The organism is Roseobacter cerasinus (assembly GCF_009811755.1).
Lineage (GTDB): Bacteria > Pseudomonadota > Alphaproteobacteria > Rhodobacterales > Rhodobacteraceae > Roseobacter > Roseobacter cerasinus.
Map to the genome: position 1 here is coordinate 157902 of NZ_BLIV01000006.1, position 14382 is coordinate 172283.

At 61.9% G+C, this 14382-nt stretch carries 16 protein-coding genes; 10 read left to right on the top strand and 6 right to left on the bottom strand.

Annotated elements, in window-relative coordinates; translation table 11 throughout:
• Window position 1: 1 nt before the first annotated feature.
• Window positions 2–742: an ABC transporter ATP-binding protein gene (locus tag So717_RS15845; protein ID WP_174239056.1), complete on the top strand. Its 741-nt coding sequence runs from the start codon at window positions 2–4 to the stop codon at window positions 740–742.
• Window positions 739–1440, top strand: coding sequence for an ABC transporter ATP-binding protein (locus So717_RS15850; protein ID WP_159979059.1), 702 nt, complete (start codon window positions 739–741; stop codon window positions 1438–1440). The genes So717_RS15845 and So717_RS15850 overlap by 4 nt, the downstream gene beginning before the upstream one ends.
• A gap of 13 nt (window positions 1441–1453) precedes the next feature.
• Here the strand turns inward: So717_RS15850 and So717_RS15855 are convergent, their stop codons facing one another.
• On the bottom strand, window positions 1454–1981 hold the full coding sequence (locus So717_RS15855) for a DUF2059 domain-containing protein (RefSeq protein WP_159979061.1): 528 nt from the start codon (window positions 1979–1981) through the stop codon (window positions 1454–1456).
• A gap of 166 nt (window positions 1982–2147) precedes the next feature.
• On the opposite strand from So717_RS15855, the gene So717_RS15860 reads away from it, so the two are divergent.
• From So717_RS15860 to dacB, 4 genes are all read left to right on the top strand, one after another.
• Window positions 2148–3443 carry an alpha/beta hydrolase gene (locus So717_RS15860; protein WP_238840996.1) on the top strand — a complete coding sequence of 432 codons (1296 nt, stop codon included), beginning with the start codon at window positions 2148–2150 and terminating at the stop codon, window positions 3441–3443.
• Window positions 3430–3918 carry an MOSC domain-containing protein gene (locus So717_RS15865; protein ID WP_238840998.1) on the top strand — a complete coding sequence of 163 codons (489 nt, stop codon included), beginning with the start codon at window positions 3430–3432 and terminating at the stop codon, window positions 3916–3918. Before So717_RS15860 ends, So717_RS15865 begins: the two co-directional genes overlap by 14 nt.
• Window positions 3919–3975: 57 nt before the next feature.
• On the top strand, window positions 3976–4578 hold the full coding sequence (locus tag So717_RS15870; RefSeq protein WP_159979063.1) for a nicotinate-nucleotide adenylyltransferase: 603 nt from the start codon (window positions 3976–3978) through the stop codon (window positions 4576–4578).
• A gap of 81 nt (window positions 4579–4659) precedes the next feature.
• Window positions 4660–6183 carry a D-alanyl-D-alanine carboxypeptidase/D-alanyl-D-alanine endopeptidase gene (gene dacB, locus So717_RS15875; RefSeq protein ID WP_159979065.1) on the top strand — a complete coding sequence of 508 codons (1524 nt, stop codon included), beginning with the start codon at window positions 4660–4662 and terminating at the stop codon, window positions 6181–6183.
• A 233-nt stretch (window positions 6184–6416) separates the two neighbouring features.
• On the opposite strand, the gene So717_RS15880 is transcribed toward dacB, so the two are convergent.
• Both So717_RS15880 and So717_RS15885 read right to left on the bottom strand, forming a co-directional pair.
• The gene (locus So717_RS15880) at window positions 6417–7544 is read right to left on the bottom strand and encodes a hypothetical protein (protein ID WP_159979067.1); all 1128 of its coding nucleotides are present in this window, start codon (window positions 7542–7544) and stop codon (window positions 6417–6419) included.
• Between the two features lie 216 nt (window positions 7545–7760).
• Complete coding sequence (locus So717_RS15885) at window positions 7761–8201, bottom strand: tellurite resistance TerB family protein (RefSeq protein WP_159979069.1); 441 nt, start codon at window positions 8199–8201, stop codon at window positions 7761–7763.
• Between the two features lie 101 nt (window positions 8202–8302).
• Here So717_RS15885 and So717_RS15890 point away from each other — a divergent pair, with 101 nt between their 5' ends.
• The 3 genes from So717_RS15890 to So717_RS15900 all read left to right on the top strand — a co-directional run bounded on the left by So717_RS15890 (window position 8303) and on the right by So717_RS15900 (window position 12166).
• A complete protein-coding gene (locus So717_RS15890) occupies window positions 8303–9886 on the top strand; it encodes a lysine--tRNA ligase (RefSeq protein WP_159979071.1) in 1584 nt (527 codons plus the stop codon).
• Between the two features lie 60 nt (window positions 9887–9946).
• Window positions 9947–10348, top strand: coding sequence for a DUF4864 domain-containing protein (locus So717_RS15895; protein ID WP_159979073.1), 402 nt, complete (start codon window positions 9947–9949; stop codon window positions 10346–10348).
• Window positions 10349–10438: 90 nt separating this feature from the next.
• Window positions 10439–12166, top strand: coding sequence for a glycosyl hydrolase family 28-related protein (locus tag So717_RS15900; protein WP_159979075.1), 1728 nt, complete (start codon window positions 10439–10441; stop codon window positions 12164–12166).
• Between the two features lie 18 nt (window positions 12167–12184).
• On the opposite strand, the gene So717_RS15905 is transcribed toward So717_RS15900, so the two are convergent.
• Together So717_RS15905 and So717_RS15910 are read right to left on the bottom strand one after the other, a co-directional pair.
• Window positions 12185–12859 carry a hypothetical protein gene (locus tag So717_RS15905; RefSeq protein ID WP_238841000.1) on the bottom strand — a complete coding sequence of 225 codons (675 nt, stop codon included), beginning with the start codon at window positions 12857–12859 and terminating at the stop codon, window positions 12185–12187.
• 67 nt (window positions 12860–12926) lie between these two features.
• The gene (locus tag So717_RS15910) at window positions 12927–13355 is read right to left on the bottom strand and encodes a hypothetical protein (protein WP_159979077.1); all 429 of its coding nucleotides are present in this window, start codon (window positions 13353–13355) and stop codon (window positions 12927–12929) included.
• Between the two features lie 126 nt (window positions 13356–13481).
• Here So717_RS15910 and So717_RS15915 point away from each other — a divergent pair, with 126 nt between their 5' ends.
• A complete protein-coding gene (locus So717_RS15915) occupies window positions 13482–13718 on the top strand; it encodes a TFIIB-type zinc ribbon-containing protein (RefSeq protein WP_159979079.1) in 237 nt (78 codons plus the stop codon).
• Here the strand turns inward: So717_RS15915 and So717_RS15920 are convergent.
• A complete protein-coding gene (locus tag So717_RS15920; protein WP_159979081.1) occupies window positions 13715–14053 on the bottom strand; it encodes an EamA family transporter in 339 nt (112 codons plus the stop codon). The genes So717_RS15915 and So717_RS15920 overlap by 4 nt on opposite strands.
• Between the last annotated feature and the right edge of the window lie 329 nt (window positions 14054–14382).

Sequence of the window (14382 nt, forward strand, 5' to 3'; positions counted from 1 at the left end):
CATGCTTGAGATCGAGAACCTGCATAAGAGTTTCGGCGCGCTGACAGTCAGCCATGACATCTCGCTCAGCGTCGGGGCAGGCCAGTGTCATGCGGTGATCGGCCCAAACGGGGCGGGCAAGACCACGCTGATCCATCAAATCTCTGGCGTGCTCAGGCAGGACAAGGGGCGCGTCGCGCTCGATGGCAAGGATGTCTCAGCGCTGTCGGTTTGGGAGCGGGTGCAGGCCGGCTTGGGGCGCACGTTTCAGATCACGTCTGTGCTGCCGTCGTTTTCGGTTCTGGAAAATGTCGCTACTGCGGTGCAGGCAAAAAACGGGTCGAGCCTGCGGTTCCTGGCAGCGGCGGCCCGCGAAGCGGCGCTGAACGACATTGCGCAGGACATTCTGACCCGCGTGGGCCTTGGCGCGAGGTCCGGGCAACAGGCCGCAGATCTATCACATGGAGAGCTGCGCCTGCTGGAGCTGGCCATCGCCCTGGCCGGAGAACCCAAGTGCCTGCTGCTGGATGAGCCCATGGCGGGACTGGGCCGCACGGAAAGCGTCGCGCTCATCGACCTGTTGAGAACCCTGCGCGAGGAGCTCCCGATGTTGTTGGTGGAACATGACATGGATGCGGTGTTCCAGCTCGCCGATGACCTGTCGGTTCTGGTCGATGGTCAGATCGTTGCCCGGGGCACGCCGGATGAGGTGCGTCAGAACCCCAAGGCGCGCGCCGCCTACCTGGGGGAGGGCAGCGGATGACCCATCTGGCCCAGATCAAGGACCTGCACGCCGGATATGGGCGCGCCGAGGTGTTGTTTGGCCTTGATCTGGATGTGGTCGAAGGGGCCGTGACCACGCTGATCGGGCGTAATGGCATGGGCAAGACCACGACGATCCGCAGTCTGATGGGGCTATTGACCCCGCGCAGCGGATCTATCCACATCAAAGGGGCCGATCTGACCGGCGCACCCTCGTACCGCGTCGCACAAGCCGGAGTGGGGCTTGTGCCCGAGGGGCGACAGGTCTTTCCCTCCTTGAGTGTTGTAGAAAACCTCCGCGCCACGGCGCGGCCGCGCCCAGATGGTTGGTCCGAAGCGCGCATCTTCGAGGCTTTCCCTCGCCTGGCTGAACGGCGTGGCCATTTTGGCTTTCAGCTCTCTGGCGGCGAGCAGCAGATGCTGGCCATCGGACGCGCGCTCATGACCAACCCGGATCTGTTGGTTCTGGACGAGGCCACCGAGGGCCTCGCACCGCTGATCCGCGAAGAGATCTGGAGCATGCTGGATCGGTTGAAGCGCTCTGGCTTGTCGATCTTGCTGGTGGACAAGAATCTTGATGAGCTGTCGCGCATTTCCGACCACTACTATGTGATCGAGAAGGGCAGGATTGTGTGGCGTGGCAATGCCGCTGACTTTGGCGCCAACCGCAGTGAGGTTGAGCAATTCCTGCACATCTAAGGCCGTGCTGCCGTCACCTCAGAAAGTCGAGCAATGCGTCCATGGTTCCGCGCTCCATGTCCAGCGAGATGCCCTCATCCTCCAAGCGCCTGGCCACTCGGCCCCCTGCGTTTTCACCGGCACGTTGCCCGGCAACCTGACCGGTCTGGGCCAAGGTCAACATCAATTCCGGGGTCCGCTCGACCAAGGACTGCCCTGCCGGCGTGGCGTAGAACTCCGCGATTGTTGACAACTCATCGGGGGAGAACTCCGCCAGATAGAGTTTGCGGATCTCACCCCGCATCGTATCCGTGAACTCACCAACAAATTCGGCAAAGAAGATGTCCATAAATCGATCCATATCGCTGATCACGATGCCACGTTGACCAAATTGCTGGGTCAGCGCATCACGCACCAGCGGCCGCTGCGCCGTAAGCGCACCCAGAAACAGCTCGTCGGTCACGGTCTGCGCAACGATATAGTCGGCGTCTTTTTCTGGGTCGGCTGCGACAGGTGCGGCGAGGCTGAGCGCCAGAGCGGCAGTCATCAGAAAGGTCTTCATATGGGCAGGTCCTTTTCAAAGGTGTCGTTGGAGAGCCTAGTCCAAAAGCCAGACGATGCAACTCTGCGTCACTTTTGGCTGTCTCTCCCTACATTCCATCTCGTGATTTGATTTTCTCTCCGCGCATGTTAGCGCTCTGAGGAAGATGGGCAGAGGTGGGTGAGATATGTGGCGGATCATCACCGGAGCGGCGGTTCTGATGCTGCTGCTTGCCGGATGTGCGGTGCGCGACGTGGCGCTGGCGCCGCCGCCAAACCTCTATCTCGAAGGCCGGAACTACCCGGTGGAGCGTGTGCCACCTGTCCTGCGAAACGTGACGCCGCGGATGTTTTATGTGACGGATCGCGCACCAGAGGCGGTCGGCTCAGGGACGCTGGTCTATGGCACGGGGCGGTCGAACTCCATGGCGCTTGGGGTCGTTCAGGTCAGGTTCGGGGCAGAGGACTGGGACGATCTGGTGACCCGCACATCGGTGGACAGCGGACGACGCATGTCGCGGCTGGACGTGCAGCAGGCCGCTGAACTGGTACGTTTCGCCCCCGTGCCGCTGCCAACGCGCCGCACCGATGGCGCCCTGTCATTTGAACCGGAGGCCTTGCGCAGCTATGCCGCTGGCGGGCGCGCCTTTCAGGAGGTGATCCGTTCGGAGATCAGCCGCACGGGCAACCGCCGGGTGCTGATCTTCACTCATGGTGTGCGCAATGACTTTGATCGCGCCGTGGCGACGCTGGCAAACCTGTGGCACTTCGAGGGGCGCGACAGCATTCCCATTGCCTTCACCTGGCCCGCTGGCAACAGCGGCGTCTTGAGCTACTTTCGCGACCGTGAGGCCGGTGATTTCAGCGTCTATCATGCCAAGGAATTTCTGCGCCTGCTTGCCGAGATCCCCGAACTTGAGGACATCGACATCGTCGCCCACTCGCGAGGAACAGACGTGATGTCTACCGCCCTGCGGGAGAGCATCATCTATCACCGGGGTCGCGGTGTGCATCCGAAAACGGCGATGAAGACCGGCACGCTGATTCTGGCCGCCGCCGATCTCGATATTGGCGTGGTCGAGCAACGCCTGCAGGCCGAGCGTGTGTCGGAGGCGTTTGAGCAGATCAACGTCTACGTCAATCCGAGTGATGGTGCGCTGCGGCTCTCCTCCATTCTGGCGAACGCGCCGCGCCTGGGCTCGGTCACGCCTGATCAGGTATTCCGCGAGGATATCGAGCGACTGAAAAAATCCGAATTGGTGCATTTCATCCGGGTGGAGCAGGTGCGCGGGCGCGGCCATTCCTATTTCCGGGACAATCCTGCGGTGCTGTCCGATATCGTGTTGGCATTGCGCACGCGGGCGTTTCCGGGCGGCACGTTGCGCCCACTGGATCTGGCAGAAGACGGGTTCTGGCAATTGCACCCGAATTACCCGTTGGAGCGCCTGCCGGATCTCAGAGGGTTTGATCGTGAAGAACGCTGAGAGCGGGTTGAAGGCCCTGATCGCGCGCTATGCGCAGCCCGGGCGCTTGCAGGCGATTGCTCTGCGTCCGGCCAGACGCGCCGCTGTGACGATGGTGCCGGTGGCTCAGGTGGGCCTGCGTGGGATCGAAGGAGATCGCGGGTCATCGGACAAGCGCGCTGTCACGCTGGTGCAGGCCGAACACCTGGCTGTGATCGGCGCGATGCTGGGGCGCGGCCCGGTCTCAGCGAGGGATTTACGGCGCAACCTCCTCGTCGGGGGGCTGAACCTTGCCGCCCTCAAAGGGCGGCAGCTGGCCATTGGTGCCGCTGTTTTGGAGATCACGGGCCTCTGCGCTCCCTGCAGCCGTATGGAAGAGATGCTTGGCCCTGGTGGGTATTCCGCCGTGCGCGGCCATGGTGGTTGGTGCGCGCGCGTCATCGTTCCGGGCCGGATTGCGCAGGGAGATGCGGTTACCCCGCTCCCTGACCATTGACAAGCGCAGGCCCGCGCCGTTCAAGGAAGCGATGATGTCGAGCAGGGCAAAGCACTGATGCAACAGGGGTTTCCCATGGCGCGCGCCGGTGAGGTGATCGGCTTGCTGGGCGGATCTTTCGATCCAGCTCATGCAGGCCACGTGCATATCACTCATGAGGCGCTAAAGCGCTTTGGACTGGCGCGGATCTGGTGGCTGGTCAGCCCCGGCAACCCGATCAAGACACGCGGACCCGCACCGCTGGCCGATCGCATGCGCCGTGCCTGTGCGCTGATGCAACACAGCCGTGTCGAAGTCACCGATATCGAAGCGCGCCTCGGCACGCGGTATACTGCCCAGACACTGGCGCGGTTGCAGCAGCGTTATCCCGCCGTGCGGTTCGTTTGGCTGATGGGCGCGGACAATCTCGCGCAGTTTCATCGCTGGCAGGACTGGCGGCAGATCATGAAGTCCGTTCCCCTGGGGGTCTTGGCGCGCCCGGGTGATCGGATTTCCGCCCGCACAAGCCCGGCTGCGCGGGTCTTTGCCAGCGCACGGATTGCTGGCCCGGCGTCTGCGCTTCTTGGCCGGTCCGAGGCCCCCGCCTGGTGTTTCGTCAACGTGCCAATGGTCGCGCAGTCCTCCAGCGCGATCCGGGCTGCGGGTGGCTGGCAAAGCTGACTGCGATGGATCACAGAATTTTAAACTCTGAATTCTAACCTGCCGGTTGTTTCAATCTGCGGGCTGGGGTTTAGTCGCACCATGGTCAAACCATCTTCATCTCTCTTGTCGCGCCGCGGCTTCCTTGGTGCCGCGGTTGCGAGCCTCGCCCTGCCTGCGGTGGCCGAAGTACCCGCCGTGTCGATGCGGCCACGTCTGCGCAATGCGCAGAGGGTGCAAGCGAGCGCAGTGGACCGTTTGCTGGAGCGCTCCGGCGTCAGCGGGCAGGTGGTCTTTGCGGTGGCAGACGCAGACACCGGCGAGATGTTGGAAGGACGGCGCACACGTGTGGGCCTTGCCCCGGCAAGTGTGACCAAGGCCATCACAGCGCTTTACGCGCTGGATGTTCTGGGGCCTTCGCATCGTTTTGTGACCGAGGTGGTCGCCGCAGGCGAGATCAAGGATGGTATCCTGACCGGGGATCTGATCCTTGTGGGCGGGTGTGATCCGACGCTCGACACTCGCGCGCTGGCGGACCTTGCCGCACAGCTGAAAGCCGCGGGTTTGCGTGAGGTGCGTGGGCGTTTTCTGGTGTTTGAAAACGCGCTGCGCCCCCTGCATACGATTGACCCGGGGCAGCCGGACCATCTGGGCTATAGTCCGGCGATTTCGGGGTTGGCACTGAACTACAACCGGGTTCATTTTGAATGGAAACGCGGGGCCTCCGACACATACAACGTGACAATGGATGCACGCACGGCAGGCTATCGGCCCGAGGTCGACATGGCCCGCATGACGGTCGTGCAGCGCTCTCTGCCAGTCTATACGTATGAGGATGCGGGCACGCATGATAAATGGACAGTCGCGCGCGGTGCTTTGGGTCAGGAAGGCGCGCGCTGGTTGCCTGTGCGCCGCCCCGGGCTTTATGCAGGGGATGTATTTGCAACACTGGCGCGGGCCAACGGCATTGTGCTGAAGACCCCGCAGATGGTGGAGGCCTTACCGCAAAGCACGCGGCTCGCCTCGGTCAGCAGCGCACCGCTGCGGGATATTCTGCAGGGCATGTTGAAATACTCGAACAATCTGACAGCAGAGATGGTGGGGCAGGCGGCGAGCCTGCGGCGGGCCGGGCGCCCGCACACACTCGCGGCCTCCGCCCGGCAGATGAACCTCTGGGCGATTGAGACGCTGGGCATGCAGAACCCGGCCTTCGTGGATCATTCGGGCCTCGGCGGGCAGAGCCGCGTGAGCGCGCAGGATATGGTTCAGGCGCTTGTGGCCGCGCAGAAAAATGACACTCTGCGCCCGATCCTGAAGCCCGTGAAAATGCGGGATGCGCAAGGCCGCCCAACCAACGACCATCCGGTCAAGGCGGATGCCAAGACGGGTACACTCAATTTCGTCTCGGGGCTCGCGGGCTATGTGACTGCGCCCGGGGGGCGCGAGATGGCCTTTGCGATTTTCTCCGCCGATGAAGACATCCGCGCAACGATCACCCGCGAGAACCGTGAACGCCCTCCGGGCGCGCGGACCTGGGCCACGCGTGCCCGGCGTTTGCAAAGCAACCTGCTCGCGCGTTGGGGCACGGTCTTTGATGCGCAAGACACCGCCGCGCTTAAAAACTGACACCCGACTTCAGGGTACGCCAGCCATCCAGGTTTAGGCGTTGCGCTGCCAGCCGACGAGAGCCCGACGGCATGTCCATCCGGAGAGCCAATGGCAACAGGTGCGCAGGACACCCGGTTCAATCGCGAGGCTAAAGCGTCATGCGAAAAACCTGACTCACATAACGCTGCCTGAAATCATAGATTTCAACGCGTTACGTGATATGCGGCGTTTCAGGTATTTCGTCAGACGCTCTAGCCAATCGGTGCAGGGGCGGTGTGATACCGCCCTTTCGACTTGGGGCTGCCGCCATTTGGTGAGACGTGAACGTTGCTGGTATGGCCGTTGATTTCCGCGATGAAGTTGCGGGTGCACTCCCATTGCGACCCCCGGTCTTTCCACTTGATCGCGCTCTCTAGGTTGCCGGGGTTCTGAAACGAACCAAACACCACCATCCGCGCCTTTGTGCCGGTGTAAAGCCGCCACCAGATCGTGTGCGCTTGCATGATGTCGGCGGCGGGGTACTTCTTGTCCACAGTGGCGTCATTGCCGCTGCCCAATGTATGCGCGGCCAGTACCGCTTGCAGCACCTGCGCCACGCCGCCGCTGGTGTTGCGCGCAACCCAGTCAGTCAGCACGTCCTTGTCCTGATCGAAGCGCTGTCGAAGCTGGGTTGCCCGCTGTTGCTTGCGCTGGTCTTCTGCCTCCTGCTCCAGCCGGGTTTTCACGGCCCTGATGGTCGTCTCATAGCTGTTTTGAGCCCGGTTGCGCGCCTTTGTCTGAACCTCTTTCTGCCTTTTCGAGATCGAGCCTTTGGCCAGCTGATCCTTTGCGCCCTCAATGGTCCGCAGCAGTTTGATCAGCGTGTCGCGTTCGTCATCCGTCAGGTTTTGTTCCGCGATTCCCGCAACCTGCAGATCCTGACCAAGCTTGAGTTTGACCTCATGATCCTTGTCGACCGGGGCGGGTGGCGCTTTGGTCCTGGTGCCGAGCTCTTCAAGCGGCATCTCGCCTCGACCCACCATGCCGAGCTCGGTCATGGCCGCAATCCATTCGTCCAGCCAGTCGATCCCCTGCTGCAGATCGCCAACCTCAACCGCTGTGTCGAGGATCTCGTTGCGCTCTTCCTCTGTCATGCCCAGATGCTCACTTGCGCCAAGCAGATGTTTGTGCAGGGCAGGTCGGTCCGTAGGAGCGCGTTGCAGGACAGGTTGCATCCGGGCTGTCGCCATCTGCTGCCATGCGCGCAGTTGCATCACGGTTGGGCTGGTGTGCGCTGCGTCGCTGAGCCGATGCAAAGGCGCGGACCCCTCATGTGCGACGCCTTGGCGTGGGGCGGTCGCCTTGGGGGATGGGCTTTGTAGCTGCACGCTGCGCATCATCGGGGTATTTTTCGTTTGAGCACACGTATAGAGTGCACAAGCGATTTCTATCCTGCAACAGAAATCGCGCAGGCCCGCTGCCCAAAGCCAGCGGTCACCTCTTGCCAGCAGGTCTCAACCAGATCAAAAACTGATCCCGATCGACTGCTCAAGCGATGTATCTGATCACAGCAGGCCTCGGGCGCCACCTTCGGCGCCCAACAAGCCTGCGGACGCTCAGCTCAGGTGTCGCGCGCGCGCGCCGCGCTCGATGGCCGCGGCGTGCAGCCGGTCGATGTTGAGCTCATAGCGGATCTCTTCCAGCAGGCGCAGCTCGGCCTCTTCCAACGTGCCATCAGCGGCAGCGACGTCGCAGGCCAGGGCATAGCCCGTCTCGAACAACCGCTCCGGCAGGCCTTCACGGATGAGGCCAAAGAGCGCATCAAGCCCGTCTTCCTGCTCAAAGAGGTCAAAGACCGTCTGGCTCACGATTTTCAGGCGGTCTTCGTCGTAACCCGCAAAAATCGGAAGCATTTGCACGGCGGATTGGATTTTGACCAGTTCGGCGGTGCGGATGTCCTCATCGGAGGCGGAAACCGCCATCATCAAGGCCACAAGGCAATCCTGAGGGGAAAAGGAATGGGGGGCGTCGTCTTGCAAGGGGTGCTGCTCTTTCATGACAGGTGTTCGCGGGCCAGATTATTGACGCCAATGCTGCAACGCAATAGGGACGGGCGGACCCGGCGCATGGGGCGCGGGGATCAAGCATCTGGTGAGATATGTCCGAGATACGCGACGCGGCAATGACAAGCAAAGCCTGGCCCTTTGAAGAGGCGCGCCGCATTCTCAAACGCTATGAGAAAGCACCGCCCGAGAAGGGTTATGTTCTGTTTTCAACCGGCTATGGCCCCAGCGGGCTGCCGCATATCGGCACCTTTGGCGAGGTGCTGCGCACGACGATGGTGCGCCGCGCGTTTGAGCAGCTGTCGGACATTCCGACAAAGCTCATCTGTTTTTCGGATGATCTGGATGGCATGCGCAAGGTGCCCAGCAATGTGCCCCAGCAGGATATGCTGGCCGCGCATATGCACAAGCCGCTCACCGACGTGCCGGACCCGTTCGGCACGCATGAGAGCTTTGGGCATCACAACAACGCGATGCTGCGTCGGTTTCTGGACACCTTCGGGTTCGACTATGAATTCTATTCCGCACGCGCGTTCTATCGCTCGGGGCAGTTCGATGAGGTCCTGCGCCGCGCGGTCGAGCGCTATGACGATGTGATGAAGGTCATGCTGAAAAGCTTGCGCGAGGAGCGGCAGCAGACCTATTCGATTTTTTTGCCGATTCACCCCGAGACGGGGCGCGTGCTCTATGTGCCGATGAAGCATGTGGATGCAACGGAGCACACCGTCACGTTTGATGACGAGGACGGGCGCGAGTGGACGCTGCCCGTGACGGGCGGGAACGTGAAGCTGCAATGGAAGCCGGATTTTGGCGCGCGGTGGGCGGCGCTGGGCGTCGATTTCGAGATGTACGGCAAGGAGCACGCCACCAACACCGCCATCTACGACCGGATTTGCGAGATTCTGGGGGGCCGCAAGCCTGAGCATTTCAGCTATGAGCTGTTTCTTGATGAGAATGGTAAGAAGATCTCGAAGTCCTCCGGCAATGGCATCTCAATCGACGAATGGCTGAGCTATGCCAGCACCGAGAGCCTGTCGTATTTCATGTACCAAAAGCCCAAAACGGCCAAGCGGATGCATTTCGACGTGATCCCGAAGGCGGTGGATGAGTACCACCAGCAGCTGCGCGCCTATCAGACGCAAGATATAGTTCAACGGTTGAACAATCCGGTGTGGCACATCCATTCGGGTGATGTGCCGACCTCAAACCTTTTGGTGCCCTTCTCGATGCTGCTCAATCTGGCGAGCGTGTCGGCGGCGGAAGAAAAGGCGCAGCTTTGGGGATTCATCCAGCGTTATGCGCCGGAGACCTCGGCAGAAACGCACCCCGATATGGATGCGGCGGCGGGCTTTGCGGTGCGGTACTATAATGACTTCGTGAAGCCCAAGAAGGTGTACCGCCTGCCTTCCGATCTGGAGCGCGAGGCGCTGACGGATCTGCGTGATCAGCTCAAAGCTTACAACGGGCCGGTTGAGGACGAGGCGCTGCAATCCATCGTCTATGCCTGCGGGCGTGAGCGGTTCGAGCCGTTGCGGGCCTGGTTCACAGCGCTCTACGAGGTGCTGCTGGGTGCGAGCCAGGGGCCACGCTTTGGCGGGTTCATCGCGCTTTATGGTGTGCAGGAGACCGTTGCACTGATCGACAAGGCGCTCGGCGGAGAATTGGTCGGCAACGGCTGACGCCTTGCCCTCTGCCCGGCGCGCCTTACCCTTCTGAATGAGAGAAGAGGGAGGCGCGCCATGCGCAATATGATTTTTGGGCTGACATTCGCGCTGGGGGTGGCCACACACCTGCCCGCGCAGGAGGCCGATATTCAGGCGACGATCACCAGCCAGCTGGATGCCTTTCAGGCCGATGATTTTGTGGGCGCGTTCCAATTTGCCAGCCCGAACATCCAACGTCTCTTCGGCACGGCCGAGAATTTCGAACGTATGGTCACCCAAGGCTATCCGATGGTCTGGCGCCCCGGCCAGGTGCGGTATCTTGAGCTTGAGCAGCAAGGCGGCACCTATGCGCAGCGGGTCATGATCACCGACCAGCAGGGCCGCGTGCATGTTTTGGAGTACCGGATGCTGGAGACCGGGGCAGGCTGGCGCATTAACGGCGTGCAGATCCTCGACAGCTCAGAGCTTAACGCCTGATGGCTGGCACCGTCACGGTCGTCTGAGCCCTTCTTAACGCTTGATCGTTAGATCTGCCCCTCCCGCGATCCGCGCGAATGAGGTCAGATCATGAACAAGGCGATTACCGATGGGGCGCAGCTGATGCCGCCTTCTTTTGCCGATGCACCGGGCGCATTTGCAGACGGCAGTGGGCCACCCGATTGGCAGAGCGTCGGGGCCAGCGCAAAGCTCATCACGGATGATCCGGATTTCGGGGTCTGTCTGGAGTTCGATACCGCTGATCTGCAGCGGTTGCGGTACATGGGGGAGACGCCGCTTTTGCCGGGCTGCTATCTGCGCGTGTCGGCGCGCCTCAAGCTGATGCGGGGGCCTGCCCCCTCTGCGCGCATCGCCGGATTTGCGGGTGGTCCGGGGGGTCAACCCGTGGCGGATGCGCAGACGCTCGGACCAAAGATGCAGCTTGGCGCAGATGGTCAGATTACCGAAATATCTGCCATCGTCGGGCCGGGGACACGGCTGGGCGTGGATATGGTCTGGGGGCCCGATGCGCTCTTTGGGCATTTCGGCGTTGATCTGACCGGCTCTGACGCAGCGCGCGTCCGCCTTGATGGGCTGCGCATCGAAGATGTCAGCGCGACCTATGTTTCGCAGCAGATCGCTCAGGTCGATGTGCGCGATTTCGGCGCTTCCGGTGACGGCAAAAGTGACGACAGCGATGCCTTTGAGGCGGCGGATCAGGCTGCGCAGGGGCGGTCCGTGCTGGTGCCCGAAGGGCGATATCTTTTGGGGCGTGATCTGCGCCTGACCGCCCCGTTCCGGTTTGTCGGCTGTGTCGTCATGCCGGAGGACGCCAGCCTTGTCCTGACCCGGCAGTTTCACTTGCCGGGGTATTGCGACGCCTTCGGGGAGCCGGTTCTGGCCCTCACGAAAGCGCTGCAGGCGCTGATGCTGCCAGATGCGCCCACGACGCTGGACATGAAGGGCATGACAGTGCGCTTGTCTGAACCCCTCCGGCTCCGCGCACCTCAGGGGCGCGATGTAACGCGCGCGGCCAGAACACTTTGCAACGGGCGGATTCAGGCGGTGCCGGGAGCGGGCTGGCGGCATGACGAAGCCAGCTTGCAGGTGGATTGGGACAGTGGCGCACCCCTTGTCTTGAACCCTGCAGGGTCGGCGGAACGGGTCCGTGTGGGCGCGCGGGTCAGCGGCCCGGGTGTGGCTCCCGAAACCTACGTCAGAGCAAAGCATGCGCCTGATCGCGTGGTCACACTGAACAGGCCTCTGGGTGGCGGCAGCGGCGCGCGCGACCTGACTTTCACCCGGTTTCGCTATCTTCTGGATTTCAGCGATCTCCCGGAGCTGTGGCATTTCACCCTCTCCTCTCTGGAGATTTGCGGTGAGACGGTGGCCAGTGGCGTGATGCTGCCTGCCACGGGGGGGTACTTTCGTCTGCGGAACTGTACGATCCGAGACCCGCGAGACAGGGGTTTGACCTCCTGCGGTGAGGGTTGCAACGCGCTGCAGCTAAGCAATTGCAGTTTTCTCAGTGAGCGTCGGACGGCGCTGCCTCATCTGGCACTCAACGCGAACGCTCCGGGCGTTCGGATTGCCGATTGCCGATCAGAGGGGCCGCATGAATTTGGCCATATAACGGGTGGAAGTCTGCTGATGACTGGGTGCCATGTGACCAATACGACCGGCCACTCGCAGACCGGGCTGACGCTGGCAGGGCACGCCGCCTATCTGGTGACCGGCAATCATTTTGAGAACTGCACTATGGCTCTTGGCCCGGATTGGGGCACGATCGAGCCGGATACCAACCTCTTTTCGATCTGAGCCGAAGGCAGAAATCGCCTAGAACGTCCGCCAGATGCCGAGCTTGAACTGTGTCTCCCCGCCCCCGGCGACGGGTATCTCTGCGCTCAGCTGCAGGGTGGTTTGGCCTTTGCCGGGGATGACAAGCAGTGAAGGGGCGACTTTCACAAAGACGTCACCACCCTGATGCGTGGTGAACAGCTGCGCCATGCCCTTGACGTGATCAGTGAAGCCAAGCCCGATGGTTCCGTCGAGCTTGATCCGCGTTTCCAGATCCGAGCCGGGGATATTGACGCTGCTGTCGATCACCGCCCAGCCAAAGCGGTCGCCGATCTGGATGCCACGGCCCCAGGACAACCCGGCTTCAACCGCCGGTGTGATCACCATATTGCGTGACCGGGCCCCAAGCCCCGCGTGCCAGGCCCATTTATGGGTGGCATCGGGTTGGCTGAGCGGAAAGCGCAAGAACAGGATGCCTGATCCCGATTGTTGCAACGTCCGGTCGATCCCATAGAAGATATCCGCGCCCAAGGTGAGCCGGTCACGGAGCCCGTACTCGGCATATAGCGTGCCGGAGACGTCGTTTTCGGCGGTGATGCTGCCGGATGTGGCGACAAACCCGGTTCCCTTTTCGCGCAGCCATGGGCCCGCGCCCGCGATATGCGCGCTTGCCAGTAGAAGTGTCAGGGCCAGCGCGAGGTGACGCATCATCATACCAGTCTCCCGGCCCGGATCATGGTTAATGGTGCTTAAGAATTGGTAAACCTGGACCCTGGGGGTGTCAGGCTCCTGCACGCGCCTCGCACCTGCGGAACTGCTCCACCGGATCGGCGGCGCCTTCCAGCGGGATCTCCACATGCTGATCACCCAAGCTGGCGACAGCGGTGTCGTTCAAGGCCAGTCCGCGCAGCACGTTGCCAAACCCGCGATCCGTTACCGTGAGGGCGGTGCCGTCACCGCTCAGCTCATGCCGGTCTGTCGCGATGCCGAGCGGGGCCCCGCCCTGAAACTCCATCGAAAACACCGGTGCCCACGCCCAGGGGGTCGGGCGTGTAAGCGTGATGGAATAGAGCGGTTGCTTGGGATCATGGGTCAACTCCACCACGACCTCCGCCGTCTCATGGGTGAGTTGGCAGGGCAGGCCGGGTGTGAATTCCCAGGCATGCGATGTGGTGGCTGCGCAGATCAGCGCAGGGAGGCTCAGTTTCATGCAGGAGAGACTAGGCTGGCCACAGGACTTGACCACCCCCGGTCGATTTTCAGACCCGGCACCTGAAATTCGCGGCCTGCGCTCCTACATACCTCTCAACCGATCGGAACAAGAGGAGACCGCCCGATGAAATGCCCCGTGGATGGAACAACGCTGGTGATCACGGATCGCAGCGGGGTCGAAATCGACTACTGCCCAAGCTGCCGTGGGGTCTGGTTGGATCGGGGCGAGCTTGACAAGATCATCGACCGCAGCGCTGCCGCAGCCCCACCCCCGCCGCCGCAACAGCGCGGATATGACGACCGGGGCGGGTATCGCAAGAAAAAGCGCGGCGGCTTTCTGGACGAACTGTTTGATTTTTAGGCCAATCGGCTCATCAGGAGCATCGACAGCAGCGCACAGCCCAGGCCTGCATATTCCCGAGCCTGCAGGCTTTCCCCAAACCACACGGCACCAATGAGCGCGAGAGCGACGAGCGTGAGCATGGAATAGGCGACGCCTGCCTGCGCAAGCGTCACGTGCTGCATGGCGTAGAACCAGAAGAGCGCCGAGACCGCATAGAGCATGACGCCGATGGCGACATAGGCAGATGTGATCGCGTGGCCCGCGTCGGCCGCGGTCTTGATCGCGAAGTCGCCGAGGATGACGAGGAGCGCGGTGAAAAACGCAAAGGCATAGCCAAAAGCAAAATGGGTCATAAGAACTCGCATATCTAAAAGACTTGGTCCGAAACAGTGCGAGTATAACACAAGGGCTGCTCCGGCGCATCTGCGATGACGTGTTGCCGGAGTGCTCATCAAGCTGTGAACTATACGGGCTCTCCCGCTTCTCAGGGATCAACCGCGCGGCAACCACCCTGCACCTTGGAGCAGTGCAGGCTGATGTCTGCTGTGGTTCGCGGCCCACAGGCGCATCGCTTCAAGCCAACTGCGCAAAGCGATGCGGACCTGCCAAGATGAGAGGACGCCTTGCCGCAAGCCGCCATCGGTCTTTGACTTTTGGGTGGTTTGGGGGAGCGTAGCGCTCA